Source organism: Micromonospora sp. NBRC 107095, assembly GCF_030269705.1.
Taxonomy (GTDB): Bacteria; Actinomycetota; Actinomycetes; order Mycobacteriales; family Micromonosporaceae; genus Micromonospora; species Micromonospora parva.
On record NZ_BSTU01000005.1, the window covers coordinates 177,325 to 203,049 of the forward strand.

Below are 25,725 nucleotides of genomic sequence, written 5' to 3' on the forward strand. Positions count from 1 at the left end.
GATCTTGCGGTTTCTGTCGACCATTTGTGCTCTCACGTCCCTCATGCCGCGACCGGAAGCGCCAGATCGCGGGGGTGGGTGAGGGATTCCAGCGGGGTTCTCGTGGCGTTCAGCTGGGTGGCCAGGCGGGAGGCCAGGTGGAGGCGGACCGGGCCGGTTTCGCAGTCGACGACCACGCACGCGGCACCGATCGCCGTCAGGACCGCTGCCGCCGCTGCCGCCCGGTCGAGCGGACGGGTGCCCGCCGTTGCTCGCCCGTCGGTGACGATGAGGACCAACGGGCGGCGCTTCGGATCGCGCAGGCGCTCCACCCGCAACAGGTCCGCGGCGGCGAACAACCCCTCGGCCAGCGGCGTCCGCCCACCGGTGGGCAACTCGGCCAGCCGGGTCGAGGCGGCCAGCACCGACGAGGTCGCCGGCAGCAGGGTCCGGGCACCGGCACCCCGGAACGCGATCACCGCGACCTTGTCCCTGCGCTGGTACGCGTCGGTGAGCAGGGCGAGTACCGCGTCCTTCACCGTGGTCATCCGCTGCCGGGCGCCCATGGATCCGCTCGCGTCCACCACGAAGAGCACCAGATTGCCCTCGCGCCCCTCGCGAACCGCCTCACGCAGGTCGTCGCGGCGCAGTCGCAGCGGACCGGTGAGCCGACCCCGGGCCGGCTGGTACGGCGCGGCGGCGCGGATCGTGGCCGGCAGGTGCAGCGCGCCGACCCGCCCCGCCGGCACCCGGGCGCCGGTGGTGCGGCCCCGCCCGGTGCGGGCCCGCGACCGCCGGCCCGGCACCCCGTCACCCACGCCGGGCGCGGTCAGCATCCGCGCCCGCAGCCCGCCCCGGGGTACGGCCACCGGCTGCGACTCCCCGCCCCGGGTCAGATCGTCGTCACCGGTCGCCGACTGTCGGCCGTCAGGCGAGCGTGTCTGCCGACCGTCGCCGCTCCGGTCGTCGGCCGGGCTCTGCGGCCAGCCGTCGCCCCGGTCGCCCGTCCGACGCTGCGGCCAGTCGTCGGCACCGTCCGGTGCGTCGTCGCGGGCGTCCGGGCCGGCTCCGTCACGCGCCGCAGGGTGCCCGGCCGACTCGGATTCACCGGCGTCGCCGGTGTCGCCGTGTTGCGGACCGCCGCCACCCGGGGCGCCACGCTCTGGTCCGTTCGGGCCGCCGCCACCGGCCGGGCCACCGTCCTGCGGGCCACCGCCACCAGCCGGACCGCCGCCGTCGGGGCCGTCGTCGTCCGGGTCGTCGGGGTGGGCGTCCTGGGCGCGCTGCAACGCCTCGTCGAGGCGCTTCTCGTCCAGGCCCGGCGTGTCGAACGGATCGCGGCGACGGCGGTGCGGCAGAGCCAGCCGGGCGGCCACCCGGACGTCGTCCATGGTCACCCGGTCCCGGCCGTGCCAGGCGGCGTGCGCCAGGGCAGTGCGGGCGGTCACGATGTCGGCGCGCATCCCGTCCACGTCGAACGCCGCGCACACCTCGGCGATCTGCCGCAACGCGGCGTCCGGGAGTCGTACCCCGGGCAGCCGGCGGCGGGCGGCGGCGACCTGGGCGGCGACCTGGGCGTCCGCGTCGGCCCAGCGGGCGGCGAAGCCGACCGGGTCGGCGTCGGCGGCGAGCCGGCGGCGGACCACCTCGACCCGGATCTCCGGGTCCCGGCTGGCGTTCACCTCCACGGTCAGCCCAAACCGGTCGAGCAGCTGCGGGCGCAGCTCCCCCTCCTCCGGGTTCATCGTGCCCACCAGCAGGAACCGGGCCGCGTGGCTGACCGAGACGCCCTCCCGCTCCACGTGGCTGCGACCCATCGCCGCCGCGTCGAGCAGCAGGTCGACCAGGTGGTCGTGCAGCAGGTTCACCTCGTCGACGTAGAGCACCCCCCGGTGCGCGGCGGCCAGCAGACCCGGCTCGAAGGCGCGGACCCCCTCGCCGATCGCCTTCTCCAGGTCCAACGCGCCAACCACCCGGTCCTCGGCGGCGCCCACCGGCAGCTCGACCAGGCGGGCCGGGCGGGTCTCGGCGGGTGCGTCGCCCGGATGCGGGCCGTCCGGGCAGGCCGGGTCGGGCCCGGCCGGGTCACAACCGAACCGGCAACCGGCCACCTGGCGAACCGGGGGCAGCAGCGCGGCGAGGGCCCGCACGGCGGTGGACTTGGCGGTGCCCTTCTCGCCGCGCACGAGGACCCCGCCGATCGCCGGGGAAACCGCGTTGAGCAGCAACGCCAGTCGCATGTCGGCCATGCCGAGCACCGCACTGAACGGATAAGTCGCCACTGCGCCTCCTTTCGTTCGCGACTGCGGGGCTCGCAAAACCGGCTCACTCCTCGCGCTCACACCCGGTCCTCCAGGTCGCCCTCGCTGGCCAGGTACGTGTCGCGCAGCCGGTCGAGGGTGCTCGGCTCCGGTGCGGCCCACAGCCCCCGGTCGGCGGCCTCCAACAGCCGCTCGGTGATGCCGCGCAGCGCCCACGGATTGGACCGCTCCAGGAACTCCCGGGTGGTGTCGTCGAAGAGGTACGCGGCGGCGAGGTGCTCGTACATCCAGTCGTCGACGACACCGGCGGTGGCGTCGTAGCCGAACAGGTAGTCCACTGTGGCCGCCAGCTCGAAAGCGCCCTTGTAGCCGTGCCGGCGCATCGCGGCGATCCACTTCGGGTTGACCACCCGGGCCCGGAACACCCGCCGGGTCTCCTCGCCCAGCGTGCGGGTGCGCACGTCGTGCGGCATCGCCGAGTCACCCACGTACGCCGCCGGTGACGTGCCGGTGAGGTGGCGGACCACCGCCACCATCCCGCCGTGGTACTGGAAGTAGTCGTCGGAGTCGACGATGTCGTGCTCGCGGGTGTCCTGGTTCTTCACCGCCACCGCGATCCGGGCGAACGAGCGCTCCATGTCGGCGCGCGCCTCCCGCCCGTCCAGGCCCCGGCCGTAGGCGTAGCCGCCCCACACCGCGTACACCTCGGCCAGGTCGGCGTCGCTGCGCCAGGTCCGGGCGTCGATCAAGGGCAACAGCCCCGCGCCGTAGGCGCCGGGCTTGGAGCCGAAGATCCGGGCGGTGGCCCGCCGCTCGTCGCCGTGCTCGGCGAGGTCGGCGGTGACGTGCGCCCGCAGGTAGTTCTCCTCGGCCGGCTCGTCCAGGGCGGCGACCCGCCGGACGGCGTCGTCGAGCAGCGCCACCACGTGCGGGAACGCGTCGCGGAAGAAGCCGGAGATGCGCACGGTGACGTCGACCCGCGGTCGGCCCAGCTCGGCGGTCGGCACCACCTCGACGCCGGTGACCCGCCGGGACCTGTCGTCCCAGACCGGTCGGCAGCCGAGCAGCGCGAGCACCTCGGCGATGTCGTCGCCCTGGGTCCGCATGGCGCTGGTGCCCCACACGGTCAACCCCACCGAGCGGGGGTACGCGCCGGTGTCGGCGAGGTGTCGGGCCAGCAGCGAGTCGGCGAGGGCCACCCCGACGTCCCAGGCGTTGCGGCTGGGGATGGCCTTCGGGTCGACGGAGTAGAAGTTGCGGCCGGTCGGCAGCACGTTGACCAGACCCCGGGTGGGTGAGCCGGACGGGCCGGGCGGCACGAACCTGCCGTCCAGCGCCCCGAGGGTGTTGGTCAGCTCGTCGGTGGTGCGGTCCAGTCGGGGCACCAGCTCGGTGGCGGCGAAGTGCAGCACCGCGGCGACGTCCGGGATCGTGCGGCCGGTCACCTCCGCCACCACGGCGTCGACGGTGTCCACGGCCCAGTCCATGGCCTCCATGCCGACGACGAGCCGCCGGGCGAGGGCTTCGATGAGGTCGATCGCGTCGGCGGCGGTGCCGGCCGGGCCGTCCACGACGTCGGTCAACGCCGCCGGCAGCGCCAGGCGCTGCCCCGGTGTCGCGAGCAGCTCCTGCTCGTCGAGGGAGTACGCGACGGCGAGGGCCTGTCGCAGGCCGGGCAGGGCCCGCGCGCCGCCCCAGATCTGCGGGGCGCGCAGCACCGCGAGCACCAGGTTGACCCGGGGCTCACCGGTGGGCGCGTCGGCGAGGATGTGCAGCCCGTCGCGGATCTGCACGTCCTTGACCTCGCACAGGTACCCGTCGAGGTGCAGCACGAAGTCGTCGAAGTCGTCCGCGTCGGGCATCGCCTCGGCGTGCAGGTCGTGGTGCAGCTCGGCGGCGCGCACCAGGTCCCAGATCTGGGCCCGCACGGTGGGCACCTTCGCCGGGTCGAGGGCCTGCACCGTCGCGTACTCGTCGAGCAGTTGCTCCAGTTTGGCCAGGTCGCCGTAGGTTTCCGCGCGGGCCATCGGCGGCACCAGGTGGTCGACGACCACGGCGTGCGACCGCCGCTTGGCCTGGGTGCCCTCGCCGGGATCGTTGACGATGAACGGGTAGACGAGTGGCAGGTCACCGAGGACCGCGTCGGGCGCGCAGTCGGCGGCCAGGCCGAGGCCCTTGCCGGGCAGCCACTCGCACGTGCCGTGCTTGCCGAGGTGCACCACGGCGTCCGCGCCGAAGCCGCCGTCCGCGACCGGCGCGGTCAACCAGCGGTACGCGGCCAGGTAGTGGTGACTCGGTGGCAGGTCCGGGTCGTGGTAGATGGCGATCGGGTTCTCCCCGAAGCCGCGGGGCGGCTGGATCAACAGGACGACGTTGCCGAAGCGCAGGCCGGCGAGCACGATGTCGCCGCCGTCGGTGTACAGCTCGCCAGGCGGCTCACCCCAGTGTTCAGTGATCCGCTCGCGCAGCTCGGCCGGGACCTTGTCGAACCAGCGCCGGTACGTCTGCCCCGGTATCCGGGCCTCCGCGCCGGCCAACTGCTCGGGGGTGAGCCACTCCACGTCGTGGCCACCGGCGGCGATCAGCGCGTGGATCAGCGCGTCGCCGTCGGCGGGCACCGGGCCGTCGCCCAGGTGGTAGCCGGCGTCCGCGAGCGCGGCGAACAGCCGTACCGCCGACGCCGGGGTGTCCAGGCCGACCGCGTTGCCGACCCGGGAGTGCTTCGTCGGGTACGAGCTGAGCACCACGGCGACGCGCTTGTCGGCGGCCGGCACGTACCGCAGCCGGGCGTGGCGCACCGCGATCCCGGCGACCCGGGCGGCCCGCTCGGGGTCGGCGGCGTAGACCGAGAGCCCGTCGGCGTCGATCTGCTTGAACGAGAACGGGACGGTGACGATCCGGCCGTCGAACTCGGGGATGGCCACCTGCATGGCGGCGTCCAACGGGGACAGCCCGGCGTCGCTGTCGGCCCACTGCGCCCGGGTGCTGGTGAGGCAGAGTGCCTGGATGACCGGCACGTCCAGGGCGGCCAGGGCGCCGACGTCCCAGGCGTCCTCGTCGCCGCCGCCGGAGGCGTCCGCGGCGACCGCACCGCCGGCCGCGAGCACCGTTACCAGCAGCGCGTCACAGCGGGCGAAGAGCCCGAGCGGACCAGCGTCCGCGGTCAGCCCGCGCAGGGAGCCGCAGAAGATCGGCAGCGGGTTGCCGCCGGCCTTGTGGACCGCGTCCGCGAGCACGTCGACGAACTCGGTGTTGCCCGCGAGGGCGTGCGCCCGGTAGAAGACGATCCCCACTGTGGGCTGATCCGGACTGGTGGGGTACTCGCGGTGCACGCCGTACGCCGGGGTGGGTGCGGGCGGGGCGAACCCCTCACCGGTGAGCAGCACCGTGTCGGAGAGGAACCGGGCCAGCTGCCCGAGGTTGTCCGGGCCGCCCTCGACCAGGTACGCCAGCGCCTGGGTGACGACCCCGGCCGGCACCGTGGAGATGGCCATCAGCTCCGCGTCGGGCAGCGCCTCGCCGCCGAGCACGACCGTCGGCACGCCGGTGGCGAGCACCGCGGCGAGGCCGTCCGGCCACGCCTGCCGACCGCCGAGCAGGCGTACGACGACGAGGGCGACCCCGTCGAGCAGGGCGGGCACCTCCTCGACGGTGACCCGCGCGGGGTTCGCCAACCGGTAGTCGGCGCCGCTGGCGCGGGCGGCCAGCAGGTCGGTGTCGGCGGTGGAGAGCAGCAGAATGCGCACGGCACGCTCCGGAAAGTGACGTCGACGCGCTCGCCGAAGCGGGCTGGGCGACGTGGGATGGGCGCGGGGTTCAGCAGGCACCGCGACCCGGGCGGCTCACCGGCGCGGGGCCGACGGCGACGGGTGGCGCGGTGGGGAACTCAGCGGTGAACGGCGCGGGAGCGTGCGGAGGCCGGCGCGTCGGTGCGGCCGGTTCGGGGCGCGGCGGGGCGTCCGCCGCTCAGCTCGCGACGGTGATCGTCGGTCACAGAGACGCCATGCGTCATCGGGTCCTCCTCGGGTGTCCACGCCCTGGGGTACGTTCCGACGGCCGAAGTATCCTGGCTTCCGGATCGACGCTCTCCCCCGGCCTTCCAACCGCAGACACACGGCCGTGACTCACGAGGGGGGATCGCTCCCCGGTGACAGTGGCGGGACCGCGTCGGATTCGCACCGACTTCCTTCACTGCCGTCAGGCCGCGAATGCTGCCACACCCCTGCGCCGCCGGTCAACGCCGGCCCAGCCCCACCAGGCGGACATCACCGATCGAGCCTCGCCGATCGGTGTGAGTGCGGCTCCGCGCCTCGCGATGCCCCAGATCAATGCGCGACGCCCTTTGCTCTGCTGCCCTATGTGCACCAGACACGGGGGGGGTCGCCGGTGCGTACAGGGCAGCAGAGCAAAGGACCGCCGAACACATCCTGGCCTGCGCCGATCGTCCGGCAGGACGGTGCCCGACGGTGTGCTGACCTAGGATCGGCACCGCCACAGCGGCGAACCGCGATCAATGACGGAGATCGATCACCATGGCCGTCCCGCAGTTCCACCACCTGGCCGGCCGTGTCTGGGTCTGTCCGGGCGACCCCGACCCCGAGGCGGTCCAGGCCGGTGTCGCCGTCGTCGCCGACGAGCGCGGCAGTGTGATGATCGACGCCGGGCAGAGCCCCACGCACGCCCGCGCGATCCAGGCCGCGCTCGCCGCGGCCGGGCTGCCACGGCCCCGCTGGCTCGTCTACACCCACCACCACTGGGACCACGTCTGGGGCGCTTGCGCCTGGCCCGGCGTGGAGATCGTCGGACACGAGACGGCAGTGCCGCTGCTACGCGCTGAGGCTGCCCAGCCGTGGAGTCACCACTATCTGGACGCGCGGGTACGCGCCGACCCGCGCCTCGGCCCGAGCTTCCGGGCGCGGGCCCGCGCGATGGATTCCTGGGCGGACTTCACCATCCTGCCGCCAACCCGGACCTTCACCGATGTCGACGAGTTGCCGGTGGGCGTCGGGCTGCGACACGTCGGCGGCGGCCACGCCCCAGATTCGACGGTCGTGCTGGTGCCGGACTCGGGCGTCATGCTGCTGGGCGACTGCTTCTACCCGCCGCCGGCACACCTGCGCCGACCCGACGATGGCCCCGACCTGGGCCTGGTCCGCCGACTGCTCCAGGACGACTACCTGTGGTACGTCTCCAGCCACGCCGAGCCGATGACGGCTGAGCAGGCCCGGTCAGCCGTCGAGGCCGCCTGACCTCAGCGGGCGTGACGTTCCGGGTGGGCTCGACTCCAGGCCCGCATCCGCTCCGGGTAGCCGGTGCGCGCCGCCTCGTACAACGGCACCGCGTGCTTGCGGGCGATGGCCCCGGCTGCGCGGGGCGTTCCGGTACGGCGACGGATCCACTCGCCGTCGTGGGCGATCGCCACGACCGTGGTGTCCGTCGCGGTCGTCTCCGGCTCCAGGTAGAACTCCACCCCGCGCCGGCTGGCGACGAACTCCTCCAGCGCCGCGAGGTCGTCGCGGGTCGCCTCGCGGTCCAGCTTCGTCGGGGTCGTCTCGGCACCCCGTGACCGGCGACTGAACCAGCTCATGCCCCGCCCCTCTCCTCGACGCCCCTCCAGTGCAGCACCGATTCCTGGCAATACCCTGCACGCCCGATGGGAGAGAGCTGACCCGGGCCGGAAATCCGGGTGGAACCCGCGGCGGGTGGGCGGTGTCATGTGGGTGATGCGAACGGAGGCTGCCCTGGACGACGAGGCGCTCGTCACCCGCGCTCGCGCCGGTGACCTGGAGGCGTACGACCTCCTGGTCGCCCGGCACACCGCGTCCGCGTACCGGACGGCGGTGCTGCTCGGTGCCGGCTCGGACTCCGAGGACGTCATTCAGGAGGCGTTCGTGAAGGCGTACCGGAAGCTGTCCCGTTACCGGGGCGAGGCGTCCTTCCGGTCGTGGCTGCTGGCGATCGTCGCCAACGAGACCCGCAACCTGCACCGCTCCCGTGGCCGGCGCGACGGGCTCGTGCTGCGGGCGGCGGCAGCGGACCCGACGTCCGAGGTCGCCGAGGACGACGCGGTCGGCGCGGTCCTCGCCGGGGAGCGCCGGGCGTCGCTGGTGCGGGCCCTACGGCAACTGCCGGTACGCGACCGCGAGGTGATCGTCTGCCGGTTCTTCCTCGACCTCAGCGAAGAGGAGACGGTGGCGGCGCTGGGCTGGCCCCGGGGCACTGTGAAGTCGCGCACCTCCAGGGCGCTGGCGAAGCTTCGCACCCTGCTCGACCGGGAGGAGGTCCGGCATGGGTGACCTCGAACGGGAACTGCGGGACCTCTCCGCCTGGCTGGACACACCCGATCCGCCCGACGTGAGCGTCCGCGTCCGCGTCCGACTCGGCACGCCCGCGCCCCGGCGGCGCCGGTGGCGTTCACTAGCCGCGGTGGCGCTCGTCACCGTGCTGGTGGCGGTGTTGCCGCCGACCCGGGCCGCCATCGCCGACGTCGTCACCGGGCTGCTGCGCTTCGCCGGTGTCAGCATCGCCACCTCACCCGCCCCCACGCCGCCCGGTGCGACCGCGTCGCCGATACCCGGGCAGCGGGTCGTCGCCCTGGACGAGGCGCAGCGGGCGGTGCGATTTCCGATCCGCCTGCCGGCGAAGCTGGGCCCACCCGAGCGGGTGCTGGTCGCCGACCCGGACGCCACCGGCAGGTACCGGGTGGCGGCGCTGCTCTACGACGGGGGCGCGCTGCGCGTCGACGCGTTCGACGGCCACCTCGACCTGGCCTTCCACAAGGAGGTCACCCCGCCGGGCGCGGACTGGGTCCAGGTCAACGGCGACTTCGCCGTCTGGGTCGACGGCCCGCATGTGCTGTCCTACGTGGACCGGGCGGGCGGGATCCGCCGGGAGACCGCCCGGCTGGCCGCCGCCACCCTGATCTGGCAGGACAACGAGGTGAGTTACCGGCTGGAGGGCCACCTCACCAGGGCCGAGGCGATCGAGATCGCCCGCTCGCTGCGCTAGGAACCTGGCGGGCGCGGGCGGTGTCGCAAAGGTGCGACGAGTCGTCGACGCGTACCGGAAGGGGCAAGATGGGTTCCTGGGGCAGGTTGATGCTGGCATCCTCGGTGTTCCTGGTGGCGGGGTGCACGACCACGACCAGCGGCGGATCGGCCGCACCGGCTGCCACCACCGCCACGGCGAGCGCCGTGACGGGCTGCGGCTCGCGGGTCGAGACCGGGTCGCTGCCGGACTGGGCGGACGCCGGATTCAGCGGGGACGCGCGGGTTCCGCACGTCTTCGGCGCGAAGGGCGACATCGTGGCGGTGCTGTTCGCCCATCCGCTGCGGCAGGTCCGCGACGACGGGTCGAACAACAAGATCCTCTGGGTGGCCCGCGCCGCCACGACCTCGCCCGATCCGGTCGCACCGGCAACCCTGGTGATCACCGCGAGGTTGGACGGCACCGACACGCAGGTGATCCGGGAGGTCCCCGGCGGCCCCGGTCCGTCGATCATCGACCTGCCCCGGGCCGGTTGCTGGCGCCTCGATCTGAGCTGGTCCGGGCACACCGACACGATGGACCTGGTCTACGCCCCGTGAGCCAGCGCCCGACCGCCTAGGCTGCCTGGCGTGCGGGAGGACGTACGGGTGGCGGCTGCCCGCAACAACGCCGAGTGGTGCGACATCGTCTGCGGCAGCCACGGGCTGCCCGGCCGTACCGACGCCGACGCCTGGTCGGTCCCACGCCGGTCGCCACAGTGGTACCCGGACGCGGTCACCCTACGACCGGGTGTCGACGCCGAGGCCCTGCTGGCCCGGTTGGACGCGGGGCCCGGCGCGTCGGTGAAGGACAGCTTCGCCGATCTCGACCTGTCCGGGTACGGGTTCCGGGTGCTCTTCGACGCGCAGTGGATCCAGCGGCAACCTGCCCCGCCACCGGCCGACGCGCCCCTCGACCGGGTCAGCACCCCCGACGACCTGGCGTCCTGGGCGGCGGCACACGGCGGTGGCACCCTGTTCCGCCCCGCTCTGCTGGCCGACCCACGGGTCCTGGTGCTCGCCCGTCACGACGATCGGGGGGTGCTCACCGGCGGGGCGGTGCTCAGCGGCGACGGCCCGTACGGCGTCTCCAACCTGTTCACCCGCACCGGCACCGCCCATGACGTCTGGCGCGCGGTGTGCGCCACGGTGCCCGACGCGCCGCTGGTCGGCTACGAAACCACCGAGGACCTGTCGCCGGCACTTCGCGCGGGCTTCACCACCACCGGCCCGCTGCGCGTCTGGTCGCACGGCTAGCACTCCGGCCACGCGCCCCGCGCACGGACAGCTATGCTGGGCGGCATCGGCACCGATCCGGCCATCACCGGGGAGCCTCCGGAAGAACGGGCAGCCTGGCCGCCTCAGTAGAACCGGACGCAGCGGCACGTCACGTCGCAGAATTGAGCGGCGCCCGCACCATCGGGGCGCAAGCGGGGTGGTACCGCGGAGTCCTGGCCATACGCCCGGCGCTTCGTCCCCGCGTGGGCAGTGAGCTGATGCCCGCGTGAGCGGATGTGGAGTGTAGGGAGAGCGTCGGTGCCGGACGGTCCGTCGAAGTCGCCATTCGTGCCACTACCCACCAAGATTGACTTCGCGGTGCTGGACCGAGCGGTCATCGAGTGGTGGCAGACCAACTCGGTGTTCAGTCGGAGCCTGGAGCAGACGGCCGACGGCACCCCGTGGGTGTTCTACGAGGGACCGCCGACCGCCAACGGCACGCCGGGCACCCACCACATCGAGGCGCGGGTCTTCAAGGACCTCTTTCCCCGGTACCGGACGATGCGCGGCTTCTCGGTGCCGCGCCGCGCCGGCTGGGACTGTCACGGCCTGCCGGTCGAGCTGGCGGTCGAGAAGGAACTGGGGCTCGGCGGCAAGCCCGACATCGAGAAGATGGGCATCGCGGAGTTCAACGCCCACTGCCGCACCTCGGTGCTTCGGCACGTCGACGAGTTCGTCCAGCTCAGTGAGCGGATGGGTTACTGGATCGACCTGGAGCACCCGTACCAGACGATGTCACCGGAGTACGTGGACAGCGTCTGGTGGTCACTGAAGCAGATCCACGACGGTGGGCGCCTGGTGGAGGATTTCCGGGTCGCCCCATACTGCACCCGCGACGGCACGACGCTCTCCGACCACGAGGTGGCGCAGGGGTACGAGACAGTCGTCGACCCCTCCGTGTACGTGCGGTTCCCGGTACGCGGGGAGGTGGCCGGGCACAGCGGCGTCGACCTGCTGATCTGGACCACCACCCCGTGGACCCTGGTGTCCAACACCGCCGTCGCCGTCCATCCCGGCGTGACGTACACGGTCGCCCGCACCGGGCAGGGCACCTTCGTCGTCGCCGAACCGCTGGCCCGACGGGTCCTCGGCGACGAGGCGGAAATCCTGGCGACCGTAGCGGGGTCGGCCCTGGAGGGGTTGCGGTACGAGCGGCCGTTCGACCTGGTGGACATCCCGGACGCGCACCGGGTGGTCCTCGCGGAGTACGTCACGACCGAGGACGGCACCGGCCTGGTGCACCAGGCGCCGGCCTTCGGCGCCGACGACCTCGCCGTCTGCCGCGCGTACGGGTTGCCGCTGGTCAACCCGGTCGCGCCGAACGGGCGGTTCAACGACGACATCGACCTGGTCGGTGGCGTGTTCTTCAAGGACGCCGACGCGTTGCTCATCGACCGGCTCCGGACCTCGGGTCGACTGTTTCGACACGAGCCGTTCGAGCACCCCTATCCGCACTGCTGGCGGTGCCACACCCCGCTGATGTACTACGCGCAGCCCTCCTGGTACATCCGGACCACCGAGGTACGCGACGAGCTGACCCGGGAAAACGAGAAGACCAACTGGTTCCCGGAGCACATCAAACACGGCCGGTACGGCGACTGGCTGAAGAACAACATCGACTGGGCGGTGTCCCGCTCCCGGTACTGGGGCACCCCGCTGCCGCTGTGGCGCTGCCCCGACAACCACGTGACCGCTGTCGGTTCCCGTGCGGAGCTCGGTGAGCTGGCCGGTGCCGACCTGTCCGAGCTGGACCCGCACCGCCCGTACGTCGACGAGATCACCGTCGCCTGCCCGGACTGCGGCCGGACCGCCACCCGGGTCCCCGAGGTGATCGACGCCTGGTACGACTCCGGAGCGATGCCGTTCGCGTCGGTGGGCTACCCGCACGTGCCCGGCAGCAAGGAACTCTTCGAGCGCAGCTACCCGGCCCAGTACATCTGCGAGGCGATCGACCAGACGCGGGGCTGGTTCTACACGCTGATGGCGGTGGGCACGCTGGTCTTCGACCGGTCCCCGTACGAGAACGTCGTCTGCCTCGGGCACATCCTGGCCGAGGACGGCCGCAAGATGAGCAAACACCTGGGCAACATCCTGTTGCCGATCCCGTTGATGGACACCCACGGTGCGGACGCGGTGCGCTGGTTCATGGCCTGCTCCGGCTCACCGTGGTCGCCGCGCCGGGTCGGGCCCGGCCCGCTCGACGAGATCGTCCGCAAGGTGTTGATGACCTACTGGAACACCGCGGCGTTCTTCTCCCTCTACGCGGCGAACTCGACGTGGGCGCCGCACCTGGCGCAGCCGGTCGCCCAGCGGCCGGTGTTGGACCGGTGGATCGTCGGCGAGGTCCACGCCCTCGCTGCCGCCGTGGACGAACGACTGCAGAACTACGACACGGCGCGCGCCGGGCGGCTGCTCGCCGACTTCATCGACGACCTGTCCAACTGGTACGTGCGGCGGTCGCGGCAGCGTTTCTGGGAGGGCGACCCCGACGCGCTCACCACCCTGTACGAGTGTCTCGACATCCTCACCCGGCTCCTCGCGCCGTTCATTCCGTTCGTCACGGAGGAGGTGTGGCAGCAGGTCGTCCGGCGGGGGTCGGCATCAGCCCCGGAGTCGGTGCACCTGGCGACCTGGCCCACCCCCGACCCCACGGCGATCAGCACCGAGTTGTCGGCCCAGGTGGCAGCGGCGCGGGCGTTGGCGGAGGCGGGCCGCTCCGCGCGTAAGGCGAGCGGTCTGCGGATCCGGCAGCCGTTGAGCCGGGCGCTGGTGGGGCTGCCGGCCGGCACCGTCCTCCCGCAGGCGTTGCTCGACGACATCGGCGACGAGTTGAACGTCAAGGTCCTGGAACCGCTCGATCCGCAGAGCGGGGTCATCGACGTGCAGGTCAAGGCGAACTTCCGGACCCTGGGCCGCCGGTTCGGCAACCGCACCCAGCACGTCGCGAAGGCCATCGCCGGAGTGGCGCCCCGGGAGTTGGTCGACGGCGTCCGGGCGAACGGGACGTACCCGCTGTCGGTCGACGGCGCGCCGGTCGAGGTGGGCCCGGACGACATCCTGGTCACGGAGGTGCCGCGCACCGGTTGGGTGGTGGAGGCCCAACGCGGCGCGACCATCGCGCTGGACACCGAGATCACCCCCAAACTGGCAGCCGAGGGTGTGGCCCGCGACGTCGTCCGCATCGTCCAGCAGGCCCGCCGCGACGCCGACTTCGCGGTGTCCGACCGGATCACGGTGTCGATCGCCGCGCCCGCGGAGGTGGCGGCGGCGATCTCCACGCATCGGTTGCTCATCGCGCACGAGACCCTCGCGCTCCAGCTGACAGTGGTGGACGCCTTGTCGGAGGGGTTCTCCGGCACCGTGGGCGACGGCCACGAGATCGTCGTACACGTCGTGCGGGCCTGAGCGGCAGCGGGGCGGGAGGTCAACCGAGCCGGGTCAGGTCCTCCGGGGTCAGCCGCAGGGCACCGGCCGCCACGTTCTGCGCGAGGTGCTCCGGGTTCGCGGTGCCGGGGATGGCCAGCACGTGGGGGCCCTGGTGCAGGGTCCAGGCGAGGCGTACCTGCTGCGGGGTGACGCCATGGGCGCGGGCCACCGCCTCGACGGCCTCGCCCTGCGCGACGCTCGCGCCCGTCTCCCGCCCGGTGCCGGCGAGCGCGAAGAACGGCACGTAGGCGATACCCCGCTCACCGCAGAGCCGGACGAACGGGTCCTGCTCCCGGTAGGCGTCCACGCCGTAGTTGTTCTGCACACAGACCACCGGCGCGATGCCCGCCACCTCGTCCAGTTGCTCCGGCCGAACGTTGGAGAGCCCGAGGTGCCGGATCAGCCCGGCGGCCCGCAGTTCGGCGAGCGCGCCGAACCGGTCGGCCAGCGGCACCGGGCCCGGCCCCCGGCCGAGGCGCAGGTTCACCACGTCCAACTGGTCGCGGCCGAGGCGACGAAGGTTCTCCTCGACCTGATCCCGCAACTGCGCCGGGGTGAACGCCTCGGTGAAGCCCGCCTCCGGGTCGTACCCGAAACCGACCTTGGTGGCGATCACCAGGTCATCCGGGTACGGGGCGAGCGCCGCGCGGATCAGCTCGGTGGCGTAGCGGGCCGGGCCGGTGCCGACCCGCAGGGTGCCGCCGGGTGAGACGTAGAACGCGGCCGTGTCGATGTGGTTGACGCCCAACTCCACGGCCCGGCGCAGCAGGGCGACGGCCCGGTCCGGGTCGGGGTCCGCGGTGATCCGCATGGAGCCGAAGCCCAGCCGGTGCACGGTGCGGTCGCCCAGGGTCCAGCTGCCCGCCGCAGCGGCGGTGATCTTGTCGGTTGGCATCGGGCGACGATAACCAGCACGGGTGCGCGGCGCAGTCGGCCACGCACCCGATACCGCCAGGCGGCGCGGTGGGTTAGTTTTTATCTACCGACGGAGCCGTTCCGCCCGGGTGCTGCGGGCGCAGCACCGGCACCAGCAGCAGGGTCGGCAGCAGCAGCAGTGGCACCACCAGCAGCGCGCGCAGGGTGCCGACCTGGTCGCCGACCAGCCCCAGCAACGGCGGGCCGCCGAGGAACGCGGTGTAGCCGATCACCGCGACCACGCTCACCCGCACCGCCGCGTGCGCCTCGTCGTCGGCCGCCGCGCTCATCCCGACCGGGAAGCCCAGCGACGCACCGAGACCCCACAGCGCCACGCCGACAACGGCCACCGGCCCGGAACCCGCCAGCACGGCCAGGCCCGCGCCGAGCACGGCGAGGCCGATGGTGCCGCTGATCACCGGTACCCGACCCCAGCGGTCCAGCGCGATGGTGCCGGCGGTACGCCCGATGGTCATGCCCACCACGAAGACCGCGAAGACGGCCGCCCCGGCGGCCTCGCTCAGGTCCCGTCCGTCGATGAACGCCACCGCCAACCAGTCGTTGGCGGCACCCTCGGTGAACGCGGCCACCAGTACGAACAGCCCGATCAGCAGGGTGCGCGGCTCTCGCCAGGCGGCGAGTTGCGCCCGGCGGCGGGCCGCCGGGGTGGCGTCCGCCGGGTCGCCGGTGTGATCGCTGCCCACCGGCAGGTACGTCCGGGCGGCGAGCGCGGTGCCGGTCAACACGACCACGGCCACCGCGACGAGGTGCGCGCCGACTGACACGTCGAAGCGGGCCGCCCCGGCACCGAGCGCCGCACCGGCAACCGAACCGAGGCTCCACCCCGCGTGGAACCGGGGCATGATCGTCCGGCCGAGCCGCCGCTCCACCGCCGCGCCCTCGACGTTCATCGCCACGTCGCAGGCGCCGGAGCCGTAACCGAGGGCAACCAACCCCAGGGCGACGAGGGCGAACGAGCCGGTCATCGTGGCACCCAGCCCGGCCACGCTCAGGCCGACCGCGACGAGCACGGTGGCCATCGTCACGGTGCGGGCCGCGCCGAAGCGCTGGGCGAGCAGGCCGGAGGTGGGCATGGCGAGCAACGCGCCGACGCTCATCGCCAGCAGCAGCAGCCCGAGTCGGCCGGCGGAGAGGTCCAACGCCTCACGGACCGCCGGAACCCGGGAGAACCAGCTGCCGACGGCCAGCCCGTTGAGGGTGAAGGTGACAGCGACACCGTTGCGGGCGAGCCGCACCGTCCGCAGGTTCGGCGAGGCGGTGTCCGGGGCCAGGGGTCGACTGGTGGGGGCGCTCACGAGGGTGGGTCCTCTTTCTCGGGGTGATCTCCTGGCACGATCGCACACCTGAGAGCGCTACCACCACAACCCGGGACCGCCCCTTACCGCAGTGGTAAGGGGCGGGGCATGATGGGCGCAGGCGCTGGTCCGACCGGACGGGCCGCCGCGGGAGGCGACGATGACGACAGCGGCACAGCGACCGGCCACTCTTGAGGACGTGGCCCGGGTCGCCGGGGTGTCCCGGTCCACCGCGTCGCGGGTGATCGCCGGTACGGGGTTCGCGTCACCGGCCGCCCGGGAACAGGTCACCGCGGCCGTCGACCAGCTCGGCTACGTGCCCAACCCGGCCGCCCGGGCGCTGGTCCGCGGCGGCGGCGTCCGCCTGGTGGTGGCCGTTCTGGGAACCAGCGCCGCGGTGCTGGACGACCCGTACGTGCACCAGGTGGTCGGCTCGGCCGCCCGGGTGTGCACGCCCGCCGGTGTCGGGGTGGCGCTGCACTGGCTGCCGTTCGGCGACCCCCGCAGCCTCGACCGGATCGGCCGGGATCGCAGTGTGTGCGGGGTGATCCTGGTCAACACCACCGAGGAGCTGCTGGCGGCGGTTCCCCCGTCGCTACGCGGTCGGGTCGTCTCGATCGGCGTCGGCTCGGCCACCGTGCCGTCGTTCGACGTCGACAACGCCGCCGGCTCCGAAGCGGTGCTGCGCCACCTGTACGCCGCGGGCCGCCGCCGTATCGCCATGGTGACCGGCCCCCGATGGCTGCCCTGCGCGCAACGCCCGGTGCAGACGTACCGCCGGCTGATGGCCGAGGCGGGCCTGCCGGAGCGGATCGTGCCCGGGGACTTCCGGGCGGCGCGTGGCCGGACGGCGGCCGGCGAGGCGCTGCACCGCTGGCCGGACATCGACGCGGTCTACGCGATCAGCGACGACACCGCGCTCGGCGTGATCGCGGGCCTGCGGGACGTCGGTGTGCGGGTGCCGGGCGACGTCGCGGTGGCCGGCTTCGACGACATTCCGTTGGCCGGGATGACCGCCCCGGCGCTGACCACGGCGAGTCACCCGGTGGGGCGGATCGCCGTCGCCGCGGCCACCGCTGTGCTGGACGGACGCCCGGCGGCCCCGGTGACCCTCTTCCCGTCGGCGCTGGTGGCGCGGGCCAGCGCCTGAGTCGACGCCCGGCGGGGAACGTCGACGGTTAATCCCGCACGGGTCGGGTAACCGGGGCGGACCTTTCGTCCACCGCGAGGAGCGCCGACCCGTGTCCGACTCCGCGCCGTCGCACTGGGACCCGGCGCCGAGCCCGCGCGACGGCCGGTTGACCGCCCGCCACCACCCTCCGGTGGCGCCGGGGCGCACCGGGCTGGTGCCGATGACCGGCCGCGACGGGGACCGACTGGCGGTGGGGTACGTCCCGGAGCCGGCGGGCGACGGTTCGGCGTACCGGCTGGTGCTGCTCCTGCACGGTGCCGGCGGCTCGGCGCGACAGGGCCTGGACCTGCTGTTGCCGGTCGCGGACGCGCAGCACCTGCTGCTGGTCGCCCCGGACTCGTCGGCGGCCAGTTGGGACCTGATCGCCGGCGGTTTCGGGGCGGACGTGCGGCGCATCGACGCGCTGTTGGCGAGCGTCTTCGACGGCTACCCGGTCGCCGACGTGACAGTCGGCGGCTTCTCCGACGGCGCCTCGTACGCGCTGTCGTTGGGCCTGGCGAACGGGGATCTGTTCGACGCGGTGGTGGCGTTCTCCCCCGGTTTCGCCGCGCCGCCGGTCACGCACGGCCGGCCACGGGTCTTCATCTCGCACGGCGTCGACGACCGGGTGCTGCCGATCGACGTGTGCAGCCGCCGCCTCGTCCCCCACCTGCGCGACCGCGGTTACGACGTGACCTACGAGGAGTTCCCCGGCGGCCACGGTATCCCGGTGCCGGTCCGCGACAGGGCCGTCACCTGGCTCACCGGCCATCCCCCACGGGCCGGGGCCCGGCCCTGACCGGGCGGGTGTCAGACCGGGGGAAGCCCGAGGGCGTCGTCGACGCGGGCGAGGACGGCGGCGTCGTCGCCCGGGTTGACGCCGCGCAGCAGGTCGATGGCCGTGGCCCGGACCTGACCGATGATCATTGCCAGGGGAAGGGTCTGGGTGGAGCCGAAGAGCTGCCCGGCGGCGTGCACCGCGGCCAACGCCGACTCGTCGGCCCGGGTGGCGTGCCGGTCGGCGGTCTCCTCCTGCCCGTCCAGGTCGGCGGCGAGGGCGGCACCGGCCTGCCGGACCGCCTCGGCCAGGGACCGCAGGGCGGCGCCCAGCTCGGCCGGGGCCGGCGTCTGCATCCGGCTGAGGGTCACCCCCGCACGGGCAAGCACCCGGACGTTGCGGACCGCGTAGTCGATCTGCCGGATCGACTCGTCCACCGAGTGCAGCCGACCGAGGTGCTGACGTCGGCGGACGTTGAGCCGCAGCGCCTCACCGGCGGCCAGCACTCCGTCGCGCAATCCGTCCACCCGGGCGTCCATCCCCCGCGCCTGCCGCAGCGCGGCGACAGCCGCCGGCTCGTCGCGGTCGTCCAGCGCGTCGGCGATCCCGCCCAGCAACCCGGCCAGCTCGTCGAAGGTCCGCCGCACCTCGGCGACCAGCGGCGCGAGCGGGTGCCGGGCGTCGACCAGCAGGCTGGCCGCGAGCGCGACGGCGCCGCCGACGAGCGCGTCGACGAAGCGGAACGGCACCAACGACCCGTCCGGCGGCGCGACCACCACCAGGTAGAGCGCGGAGACCGCCGCCTGCACCAGGGTCACGCCGGTGGCGCCGAAGGCCACTGCGAGCAGGACGGTGAGCAGGATGACGGTGAACACCGTCCAGGTGCTGCCCGGGCCGAGCGCCTGCACCACCAGGTCGGCGACGAGCACCCCGGCGGCGACCCCGAGGACGACCTCGACGGCGCGGCGGATGCGCTGCCCCCGGGCCTGACCGAGAACGATCAGCGCGGCGGCCGGCGCGAAGAAGGGCTGTGGGTGCCCGAGCAGCCGGGTGGCCAGCAGCCAGGCCACTGTCGCCGCGACCGTCGCCTCCAGCACCGGCCGCCAGCCACGCCGCAGCCGCCCAGCAGCCGTCCGCAGCCCGCTGATCCGCACCATCGCCCTGCCTCTCCCACCCGCGCCGGTCGCCCTGCCAGGCCCCTGCCCGCCCGGCCGCACGTCACCAGCTCACCGCACCGCGAGGCCGAGGCGGATCCCGGGTCGGCCTCGCCGCCAATCAGGTCACCACACCGCCGACCAGGTCACCGCACCGCCGGCCCGTCCGAGTGCGCCACGACACCGCCGGCCCGCCCGCATACGTCGTTCGCAGCCCCTTTGGAGCTGATGCCGTCAACGAATCAGGCGCCCTCCCGCGCCCGGTTCACGCTGGCGGCCCCGACCGGATCGAGCCCCGACTCACGGCCGCAGACGGATACCGCAAACGGGCCCGGCTCGATGTCGTAGACGATTCAGCTCCAAAGGGCCAACCCACGGCACCACTCCAGCGGCCCACGGTATCCCGAGATGATCGTCTTCCGTCACCGTCGGGCCTGCTCACCGGGCTGCCCCGATGCCGGCCGACGGGCCGGACGGGTCAGTTTCCGGTGAGGGCGCGCAGCAGTGTCCGGACGGCGGCGCTCAGGTCGGCGCGGCTGGCCGCGCTGCCCGGCGGCGGGGCGGTGAGCGCGCCCGAGCCGGCCAGCCGGTCGAAGAGCAGCCCGTCCACGAACGCCACGAACTGGTCGCCCTGCCGGTCCGGGTCGGTCGCCCCGGCCCGGGTCAGCAGGTCCCGGGCCTGCGCCCGCAGGCCGGTGCCGTGCTGCAGGATGCCGCGCAGCTCAGGCCGGTGCACCGCCTCCAGCAGGCAGGCGTAGCGGGCGAGGCTTCGGCTGCGCCCGGTGCTCAACCAGCGGTCGAGCACCTCGGCGACGCCGGCGGCGAGCGCGTCGAGGTCGCCGCTGTCGAGCCGGGGAGCCGGCGTCGGGGGTGGCGGGTCGGTCGGCAGGTCGTACGCGGCCAGGTCGGCCCGGTCCCGTTCGGCGAGCCGTCCCACCACGGCCTCGATCAGCGCCTGGCGGGTCCGCAGGTACGCGGAGGTGGTGCCCGGCGGCACTCCGGCGCGGCCGTCGACCGCCCGGTGGGTCAGGGCTCGCATGCCGCCGTCGGCGATCAGTTCGATGGCGGCGTCGGTCAGCGTCGCGATCCGGTTCGCCCGCGCCGTCATGGCGGTCCCCTTTCCCGTGTTCCGCGGCTAGTATCTCCTTCTACAGGTGTAGAAGGAGGATCGACGTGAGCGACTCGCACGCGGTGGTGGTGGGCGGCGGCATCGGCGGGTTGAGCGCGGCGCTCGCCCTGCACCGGCACGGATGGCGGGTCACCGTGCTGGAGCGCGCCCCCGAGCTGCGCGAGGTCGGCGCCGGCCTGAGCCTGATGGCCAACGCGGTGCGCGCGCTGGACACCCTCGGCCTCGGCCCGACAGTGCGCCGGGGTGGCCACGGCGAGGCACCCGGCGGCATCCGCAACCGGCACGGCCGGTGGCTGTCCCGGGTGGACGCCACGGAGATGGTCCGGCAGCTCGGCACCACCGCGCTCGGCGTGCACCGGGCCACGCTGCACCGCACCCTGCGCGAGGCCCTGCCCGCCTCGTCCCTGCACACCTCGGCGACCGTGGAGCACGTCGAGTCCGACCCGGACCGGGCGTCGGTGCGTTACCGCACCCCCGACGGCCCGCGCACCCTCACCGCCGATCTGGTGGTCGGCGCCGACGGCCTGCGCAGCCGGGTCCGCGCCCAGCTCTGGCCGCAACACCCCGGCCCGGTGTACGCCGGATCGACGGCGTGGCGGGCGGCCATCGCGTTCGCGGACCCGGTCCCGGCCGCCATCAGCTGGGGACCGGGGGCCGAGTTCGGCATGGTGCCGATCGGCGACGGTCAGCTCTACTGGTACGCCGCACTGAACGCCCCGCCGGGCGGCCACGCCCCCGACGAACTCGCGGCCCTGCGGGAGCGCTTCGGCGACTGGCACGACCCCATTCCGGCGCTGCTCGCGGGCACCCCTCCCGGCGTCGTGCTGCGCAACGACATCCACCACCTGGCCGTGCCGCTGCCGTCGTACGTGCGGGGTCGGGTGGCGCTGCTCGGCGACGCCGCCCACGCGATGACACCCAACCTCGGCCAGGGGGCCGGACAGGCCATCGAGGACGCGGTGGTGCTCGGCGCGGTCTGCGCCAACGGCGCCGAAGGGCTGCCGGCCGCCGCCCTCGGCGCGTACGACGAGCAGCGCCGACCGCGCAGCCAGGCCGTCGCCCGGGCCTCCGTCACCGCCGGCCGGTTCGGACAGCAGCTGCGCCACCCGATCGCCGTCGCGATGCGCGACACCGCGTTGCGGCTCACCCCGGGTCGGGTCGCGCTGCGCAGCATGGCCCGGTACGCGGACTGGCGACCACCGGCGGGCTGAGCCGGCCGCAGGATCCACCGGCGGGACGCCCGCGACATTTCCGATCGATCAGCCCCACAGCCGACGATGAACCGTCGTCGCCCCAAAGCTCCAGAATAGTCATTCGGGTCGCCCTCCGGGCTAATCAAAGACGACAGCGCGTCGGTACAATCGGCGACTTCGTTGTGACCGATCGCTGACTGCTGATGATGAAAGCGATCACACACACTGAGCCCATGAACAGGAGAGTCAACCGCGGCAGAGCACTCCGCGTCGCGGTGTGCCTCCTCCTTCTCGCCGCGCTGAGCGGCTGCATGCAACTCAACATGGGGTTGACGGTCAACGCCGACGACACTGTCGACGGCCAGCTCCTGCTGACGGCCCAGAAGTCCGTGCTGAGCGGGCGCAACAAGAACCTCCCGGTCGCCTTCGCGGAGTTGCGGCAGAACATCCCCGCCCTGCCGGCCGGTGAGGAAACCCTTTACCAGGACGACACTTTTTACGGATCCCAGATCAGTTACCGCAAGGCGCCGCTTGCCGGTTTCGACACCGAGAGCGTGAAACTGGTCCGGGACGGCGATCTGTACCGCTTCACGCTCCCGCTCGACCCCAAGAAATATGGCGGAAAGGTCGCGGAGCAGAATCCGCAGAACCAACAGGCGTTCCTCAAGCTCATGTCGTTCGAGATCTCGGTGACATTTCCCGGCCGGGTGATCGACAGCAATGGCACCGTCAACGGCCGTTCGGTCAGTTGGAAGGTCGACCCCAACCAGGAGAAGCCGACCGAACTGCGGGCCGTGGCCGAGGCCCCGCCCCGCCCGTCCACCTCACCGGCCGCCGCCGGCGCTGACGACGGCGGCGGATTCCCCTGGTTGCTGGTCGTCGGCGGTGTCCTCCTCCTGCTGGTGATCACCGCGGTGGGCGTACTCCTGGTGCGCCGCCGCCTCCCCGCGACGCCGGCCGCGCCCGGTCCGACCCCGCCGCCGGGCCCGCCCGCCGGCGCCCCGGGGCCCGGCTGATCCATCTGGTGGCCGGCCCCGGCCGGCCACGCCCGGTCCCGGCCGCCCCCGAACCGATGGCGACCGGCCCCGGTGCTCCCCCAGCGGGCGCACCGAACCTCACCACCACCACATTCCGGTCGCACCATCGCAGAAAAGGGGGATCGTCATGAACGATCTCTTCACTTGGGCAGCTCTGGGGACCATCGCCGGCGCGAGCGCCGCCACCCTGCTGGCCACCAACGTCATCGGCGGGCTGATCGGCCCGAGCGGCGACAAGCTCCGCAAGTGGATCGCCATCGCCATCGCGCTGCTGCTGTCCTACGTGACGGCGGCGTTCGCCGACGACGCCGGCGGCGAGAAGTGGGTCATCGCGTTCTTCAACGCGCTGGTCATCTTCTCCGCCGCGCTCGGCGTCAACCAGTTCCCGCCCGGCAACCGGCAGGCGACGCCGACGCAGGTCGCCAGCGGTCGCGAGCCCCGAGTCTTCCGTTCCTGGGTCTGAGAGGGGTGTCGTCATGGTCTTCGGAATTCTCAGCGCCGTCATCCAGGTCGGCTTCGGGGCCCTGCTCGGCTTCCTCGCCGGTGGCCCGATCGGGCTGCTGATCGGCGCCGTCGTGGGCCTGGTGGTCGGCGCGGTCTTCGGCTGGTCGGTGGCCTCCGCCGGGGTGTACGCCCCGGACGCCCGTGGCATCTTCCTCTTCGTCGTCGACCACACCTGGAGTCTGCTCAACACCGTCGTCGGCGCCATCTACCTGACCGTGCACCTGGTCTTCGGGCACTCCCTGGACCGGCCCACCTCGCTGGGCAGTGGACGGGTCAGCGTGGTGGAGGGGGTCTCGCCCCGGTACGCCACCACCATCGGCACGGTCTGCGCCGGCTCCAGCTCCGGCATTCAGCGGCACGAGGACGTGCACATCTTCCAGGGGCGGCTACTCGGGCCGCTCTACATCCCCCTGGTGCTGGCCAACTACGTCCTGTTCACCATCGTGCCGGTGTGGCTGCTCTACCACGACCACACCAACGCGCCGATCAACCGCTTCACCCGGTACTTCGAGATCGGCGTCTACCCGCACGTCTGGAACGAGGCCATCGCCTACCGGATCCAGGGGACGCCACCGCGATGAGCACCCACGGGCGCGGACCGATCGAGACCGCCACCGCCGAGCTGGTCGCCTGGGTGACCAGCGCGGCGGGGGAACCCGTCCCGGTCGGCCCGCCCCGCGCGTGCGACGACGCCGACGGGCTCACCCTCTGGCCCCTCGAACTGCGCCCGGCCCGGCAGACCCGCTCCAGCGGCGCGGTCCGCGAACCGTACCGGTTCACGGTCCGCCACCTGCTCTGCGTGACCGGGCCCGCCGGGTTGCCCCGGCTGGATCGGGTGCTCACCGCCGCGACCGGCGACGGCAGGTACCCGGTGGTACTGGAGGCCGGTGACGCGCCACTGTGGACGGCGTTCGGTGCGGCGCCCCGACCGGCGTTGCTGATCGACGTGGCGGCGCAGGTGGACCACCCGGCCCCGGCCGCGCCGCCGGTGCGGCAACCGCTGCGGCTGCGGCAACTCGACGTGCGCAGCCTCCGTGGGCGGGTCGTCGGCCCGGAGCATCAGCCACTGGCCGCGATGCGGGTCGAGCTGCCCGGCACCGGGTCCGTCACCCGCACCGACCCGCAGGGCCGGTTCCTGATCGTCGGTGTGCCGCACGACCCCGAGCACCCGGGCCCGGTCCGGCTGCGGCTGACCGGACGTGGGCTCGTCCTCACCGCCGACGTCGACGCGGGCGAGGACGACATCGTCATCGTCTGCGCGCCACCGACCCACTGACACCCACCCGCTAAGGAGGGCCGATGCCCAGTTACTTCTCCCCCGGCATCTACGTCGAGGAGGTCCCCAGCGGCGCCCGACCGATCGGGCCGGCGAGCACCAGCATCGCCGCCTTCGTCGGCGTCGCCCCGGACCGCTCCGCCCACCTGGGCAAGGCGGTGCCGGTCAACAACTGGACGGAGTTCCTGCGGCTCTTCGCCGGCGGCGAGCGGGTGGAGAGCACCCCACTGGCCCGGGCGGTCTTCGGGTTCCTGGACAACGGGGGCGCCCGCTGCTGGGTCGTCAACGTCGGTGAGGGCGGCGCGATCACCGGCACCGGGCAGCGGCGCGGCGGTCTGCAACTGTTGGAAGCCGTCGACGAGATCTCCATCATCGCCGCGCCCGGCTTCCACGACCCGGTGTCCCACGAGGCGCTGCTCAGCATGGCCGAACGCACCCGCACCATGGTCGCGATCTGCGACCCCGCGCCGGACATCGACGACATCTCCGCGTTGACCCGGGTCGCCACGCCGTCCTCCGGCAAACCCGCCAAGCCTGCCGACGGTGCGGCCGGCGGCTCGGGCGGCTCCGGCGGCGGCTCGGCCCAGCCGGGCGGCTCCGGCGGCCACGAGGGGGCCGCGTACCGGCCGCGACAGTCCGAGTTCGGCGCGTTCTACTACCCCTGGTTGCGGGTCCGCGACCCGATCAGCGGCGAGTTGGAACTCACCCCGCCGAGCGGGCACCTGGCGGGCATCTGGGCCCGCACCGACGCCCTGCGCGGGGTGCACAAGGCCCCGGCCAACGAACCGGTGCGCGGCGCCGTCGACCTGGGCTACCTGGTCACCCGACCCGAGCACGACGTGCTCAACCCCAAGGGCGTCAACGTGATCCGCTACTTCGCCGGTGAGGGCATCCGCGTCTGGGGCGCCCGTACGCTCGCCGCCGAGGCCAGCGAGTGGCGCTACCTGAACGTCCGGCGGCTCAGCATCGCGATCGAGCAGGCCATCGCCAACGGCACCCGGTGGATGGTGTTCGAGCCCAACGACTTCACCCTCTGGCGCTCGATCCGCCGCGACATCGGGGCGTTCCTGACCCGGGTGTGGCGCGACGGCGCGCTGCTGGGGCGCAGCCCCGAGGAGGCGTTCTTCGTCAAGTGCGACGAGGAGACCAACCCGCCGGAGGTCCGCGACGCGGGCATGGTGATCGCCCACATCGGCATCGCGGTCGTCAAGCCCGCCGAGTTCGTGGTGTTCAAGCTGAGCCAGTGGGCCGGCGGCACCGAGACCGAGACGATCGGAGGCTGA

21 protein-coding genes and 1 riboswitch are annotated in these 25,725 nt (G+C 73.4%); of the genes, 14 read left to right on the forward strand and 7 right to left on the reverse strand.

What is annotated here, in order from left to right; translation table 11 throughout:
• Positions 1–41 precede the first annotated feature (41 nt).
• The gene (locus tag QSK15_RS23690) at positions 42–2,321 is read right to left on the reverse strand and encodes a magnesium chelatase subunit D family protein (RefSeq protein ID WP_502889644.1); all 2,280 of its coding nucleotides are present in this window, start codon (positions 2,319–2,321) and stop codon (positions 42–44) included.
• A complete protein-coding gene (cobN, locus tag QSK15_RS23695) occupies positions 2,318–5,986 on the reverse strand; it encodes a cobaltochelatase subunit CobN (RefSeq protein WP_285796346.1) in 3,669 nt (1,222 codons plus the stop codon). The genes QSK15_RS23690 and cobN overlap by 4 nt, the downstream gene beginning before the upstream one ends.
• A gap of 291 nt (positions 5,987–6,277) precedes the next feature.
• Positions 6,278–6,454, reverse strand: a riboswitch (cobalamin riboswitch).
• A 318-nt stretch (positions 6,455–6,772) separates the two neighbouring features.
• Here cobN and QSK15_RS23700 point away from each other — a divergent pair.
• Positions 6,773–7,489 carry an MBL fold metallo-hydrolase gene (locus tag QSK15_RS23700; RefSeq protein WP_285796347.1) on the forward strand — a complete coding sequence of 239 codons (717 nt, stop codon included), beginning with the start codon at positions 6,773–6,775 and terminating at the stop codon, positions 7,487–7,489.
• Between the two features lie 2 nt (positions 7,490–7,491).
• On the opposite strand, the gene QSK15_RS23705 is transcribed toward QSK15_RS23700, so the two are convergent.
• Positions 7,492–7,827, reverse strand: a complete 336-nt coding sequence (locus QSK15_RS23705) for a hypothetical protein (protein WP_285796348.1) — start codon at positions 7,825–7,827, stop codon at positions 7,492–7,494.
• A gap of 136 nt (positions 7,828–7,963) precedes the next feature.
• On the opposite strand from QSK15_RS23705, the gene QSK15_RS23710 reads away from it, so the two are divergent.
• The 5 genes from QSK15_RS23710 (at position 7,964) to ileS (ending at position 13,948) form a co-directional block, all read left to right on the forward strand.
• Positions 7,964–8,536 (forward strand): RNA polymerase sigma factor, encoded by a 573-nt coding sequence (locus QSK15_RS23710; protein ID WP_285796349.1) that lies wholly within the window; start codon positions 7,964–7,966, stop codon positions 8,534–8,536.
• A complete protein-coding gene (locus tag QSK15_RS23715) occupies positions 8,529–9,248 on the forward strand; it encodes a hypothetical protein (RefSeq protein WP_285796350.1) in 720 nt (239 codons plus the stop codon). The genes QSK15_RS23710 and QSK15_RS23715 overlap by 8 nt, the downstream gene beginning before the upstream one ends.
• A gap of 89 nt (positions 9,249–9,337) precedes the next feature.
• Positions 9,338–9,826: a hypothetical protein gene (locus QSK15_RS23720; RefSeq protein WP_285796351.1), complete on the forward strand. Its 489-nt coding sequence runs from the start codon at positions 9,338–9,340 to the stop codon at positions 9,824–9,826.
• Positions 9,827–9,856: 30 nt separating this feature from the next.
• Positions 9,857–10,522 carry a hypothetical protein gene (locus tag QSK15_RS23725; protein WP_285796352.1) on the forward strand — a complete coding sequence of 222 codons (666 nt, stop codon included), beginning with the start codon at positions 9,857–9,859 and terminating at the stop codon, positions 10,520–10,522.
• A gap of 279 nt (positions 10,523–10,801) precedes the next feature.
• Positions 10,802–13,948, forward strand: a complete 3,147-nt coding sequence (gene ileS, locus QSK15_RS23730; protein ID WP_285796353.1) for an isoleucine--tRNA ligase — start codon at positions 10,802–10,804, stop codon at positions 13,946–13,948.
• Between the two features lie 19 nt (positions 13,949–13,967).
• Here the strand turns inward: ileS and QSK15_RS23735 are convergent, their stop codons facing one another.
• Complete coding sequence (locus tag QSK15_RS23735) at positions 13,968–14,864, reverse strand: aldo/keto reductase (protein WP_285796354.1); 897 nt, start codon at positions 14,862–14,864, stop codon at positions 13,968–13,970.
• A gap of 73 nt (positions 14,865–14,937) precedes the next feature.
• Positions 14,938–16,200 carry an MFS transporter gene (locus tag QSK15_RS23740; RefSeq protein WP_285796355.1) on the reverse strand — a complete coding sequence of 421 codons (1,263 nt, stop codon included), beginning with the start codon at positions 16,198–16,200 and terminating at the stop codon, positions 14,938–14,940.
• A 160-nt stretch (positions 16,201–16,360) separates the two neighbouring features.
• Between QSK15_RS23740 and QSK15_RS23745 the strand changes: the two genes are divergently transcribed.
• Positions 16,361–17,350, forward strand: a complete 990-nt coding sequence (locus tag QSK15_RS23745) for a LacI family DNA-binding transcriptional regulator (protein WP_285796356.1) — start codon at positions 16,361–16,363, stop codon at positions 17,348–17,350.
• Between the two features lie 91 nt (positions 17,351–17,441).
• Positions 17,442–18,170: an alpha/beta hydrolase gene (locus QSK15_RS23750; protein ID WP_285796357.1), complete on the forward strand. Its 729-nt coding sequence runs from the start codon at positions 17,442–17,444 to the stop codon at positions 18,168–18,170.
• A gap of 11 nt (positions 18,171–18,181) precedes the next feature.
• Here the strand turns inward: QSK15_RS23750 and QSK15_RS23755 are convergent, their stop codons facing one another.
• Positions 18,182–19,306 (reverse strand): FUSC family protein, encoded by a 1,125-nt coding sequence (locus tag QSK15_RS23755; RefSeq protein ID WP_285796358.1) that lies wholly within the window; start codon positions 19,304–19,306, stop codon positions 18,182–18,184.
• Positions 19,307–19,781: 475 nt separating this feature from the next.
• Entirely contained in the window at positions 19,782–20,411 is a 630-nt protein-coding gene (locus QSK15_RS23760; protein WP_285796359.1) for a TetR/AcrR family transcriptional regulator, read from the reverse strand.
• Between the two features lie 65 nt (positions 20,412–20,476).
• On the opposite strand from QSK15_RS23760, the gene QSK15_RS23765 reads away from it, so the two are divergent.
• From QSK15_RS23765 to QSK15_RS23790, 6 genes are all read left to right on the forward strand, one after another.
• Positions 20,477–21,643, forward strand: coding sequence for an FAD-dependent oxidoreductase (locus QSK15_RS23765; RefSeq protein WP_285796360.1), 1,167 nt, complete (start codon positions 20,477–20,479; stop codon positions 21,641–21,643).
• A 215-nt stretch (positions 21,644–21,858) separates the two neighbouring features.
• Entirely contained in the window at positions 21,859–22,641 is a 783-nt protein-coding gene (locus tag QSK15_RS23770) for an LppM family (lipo)protein (protein WP_285796361.1), read from the forward strand.
• 148 nt (positions 22,642–22,789) lie between these two features.
• Positions 22,790–23,125 (forward strand): hypothetical protein, encoded by a 336-nt coding sequence (locus QSK15_RS23775; protein ID WP_030327513.1) that lies wholly within the window; start codon positions 22,790–22,792, stop codon positions 23,123–23,125.
• Between the two features lie 13 nt (positions 23,126–23,138).
• Entirely contained in the window at positions 23,139–23,747 is a 609-nt protein-coding gene (locus QSK15_RS23780) for a glycine zipper family protein (protein ID WP_285796362.1), read from the forward strand.
• Positions 23,744–24,442, forward strand: a complete 699-nt coding sequence (locus tag QSK15_RS23785; RefSeq protein WP_285796363.1) for a carboxypeptidase-like regulatory domain-containing protein — start codon at positions 23,744–23,746, stop codon at positions 24,440–24,442. Before QSK15_RS23780 ends, QSK15_RS23785 begins: the two co-directional genes overlap by 4 nt.
• Positions 24,443–24,465: 23 nt before the next feature.
• Complete coding sequence (locus QSK15_RS23790) at positions 24,466–25,725, forward strand: phage tail sheath family protein (protein WP_285796364.1); 1,260 nt, start codon at positions 24,466–24,468, stop codon at positions 25,723–25,725.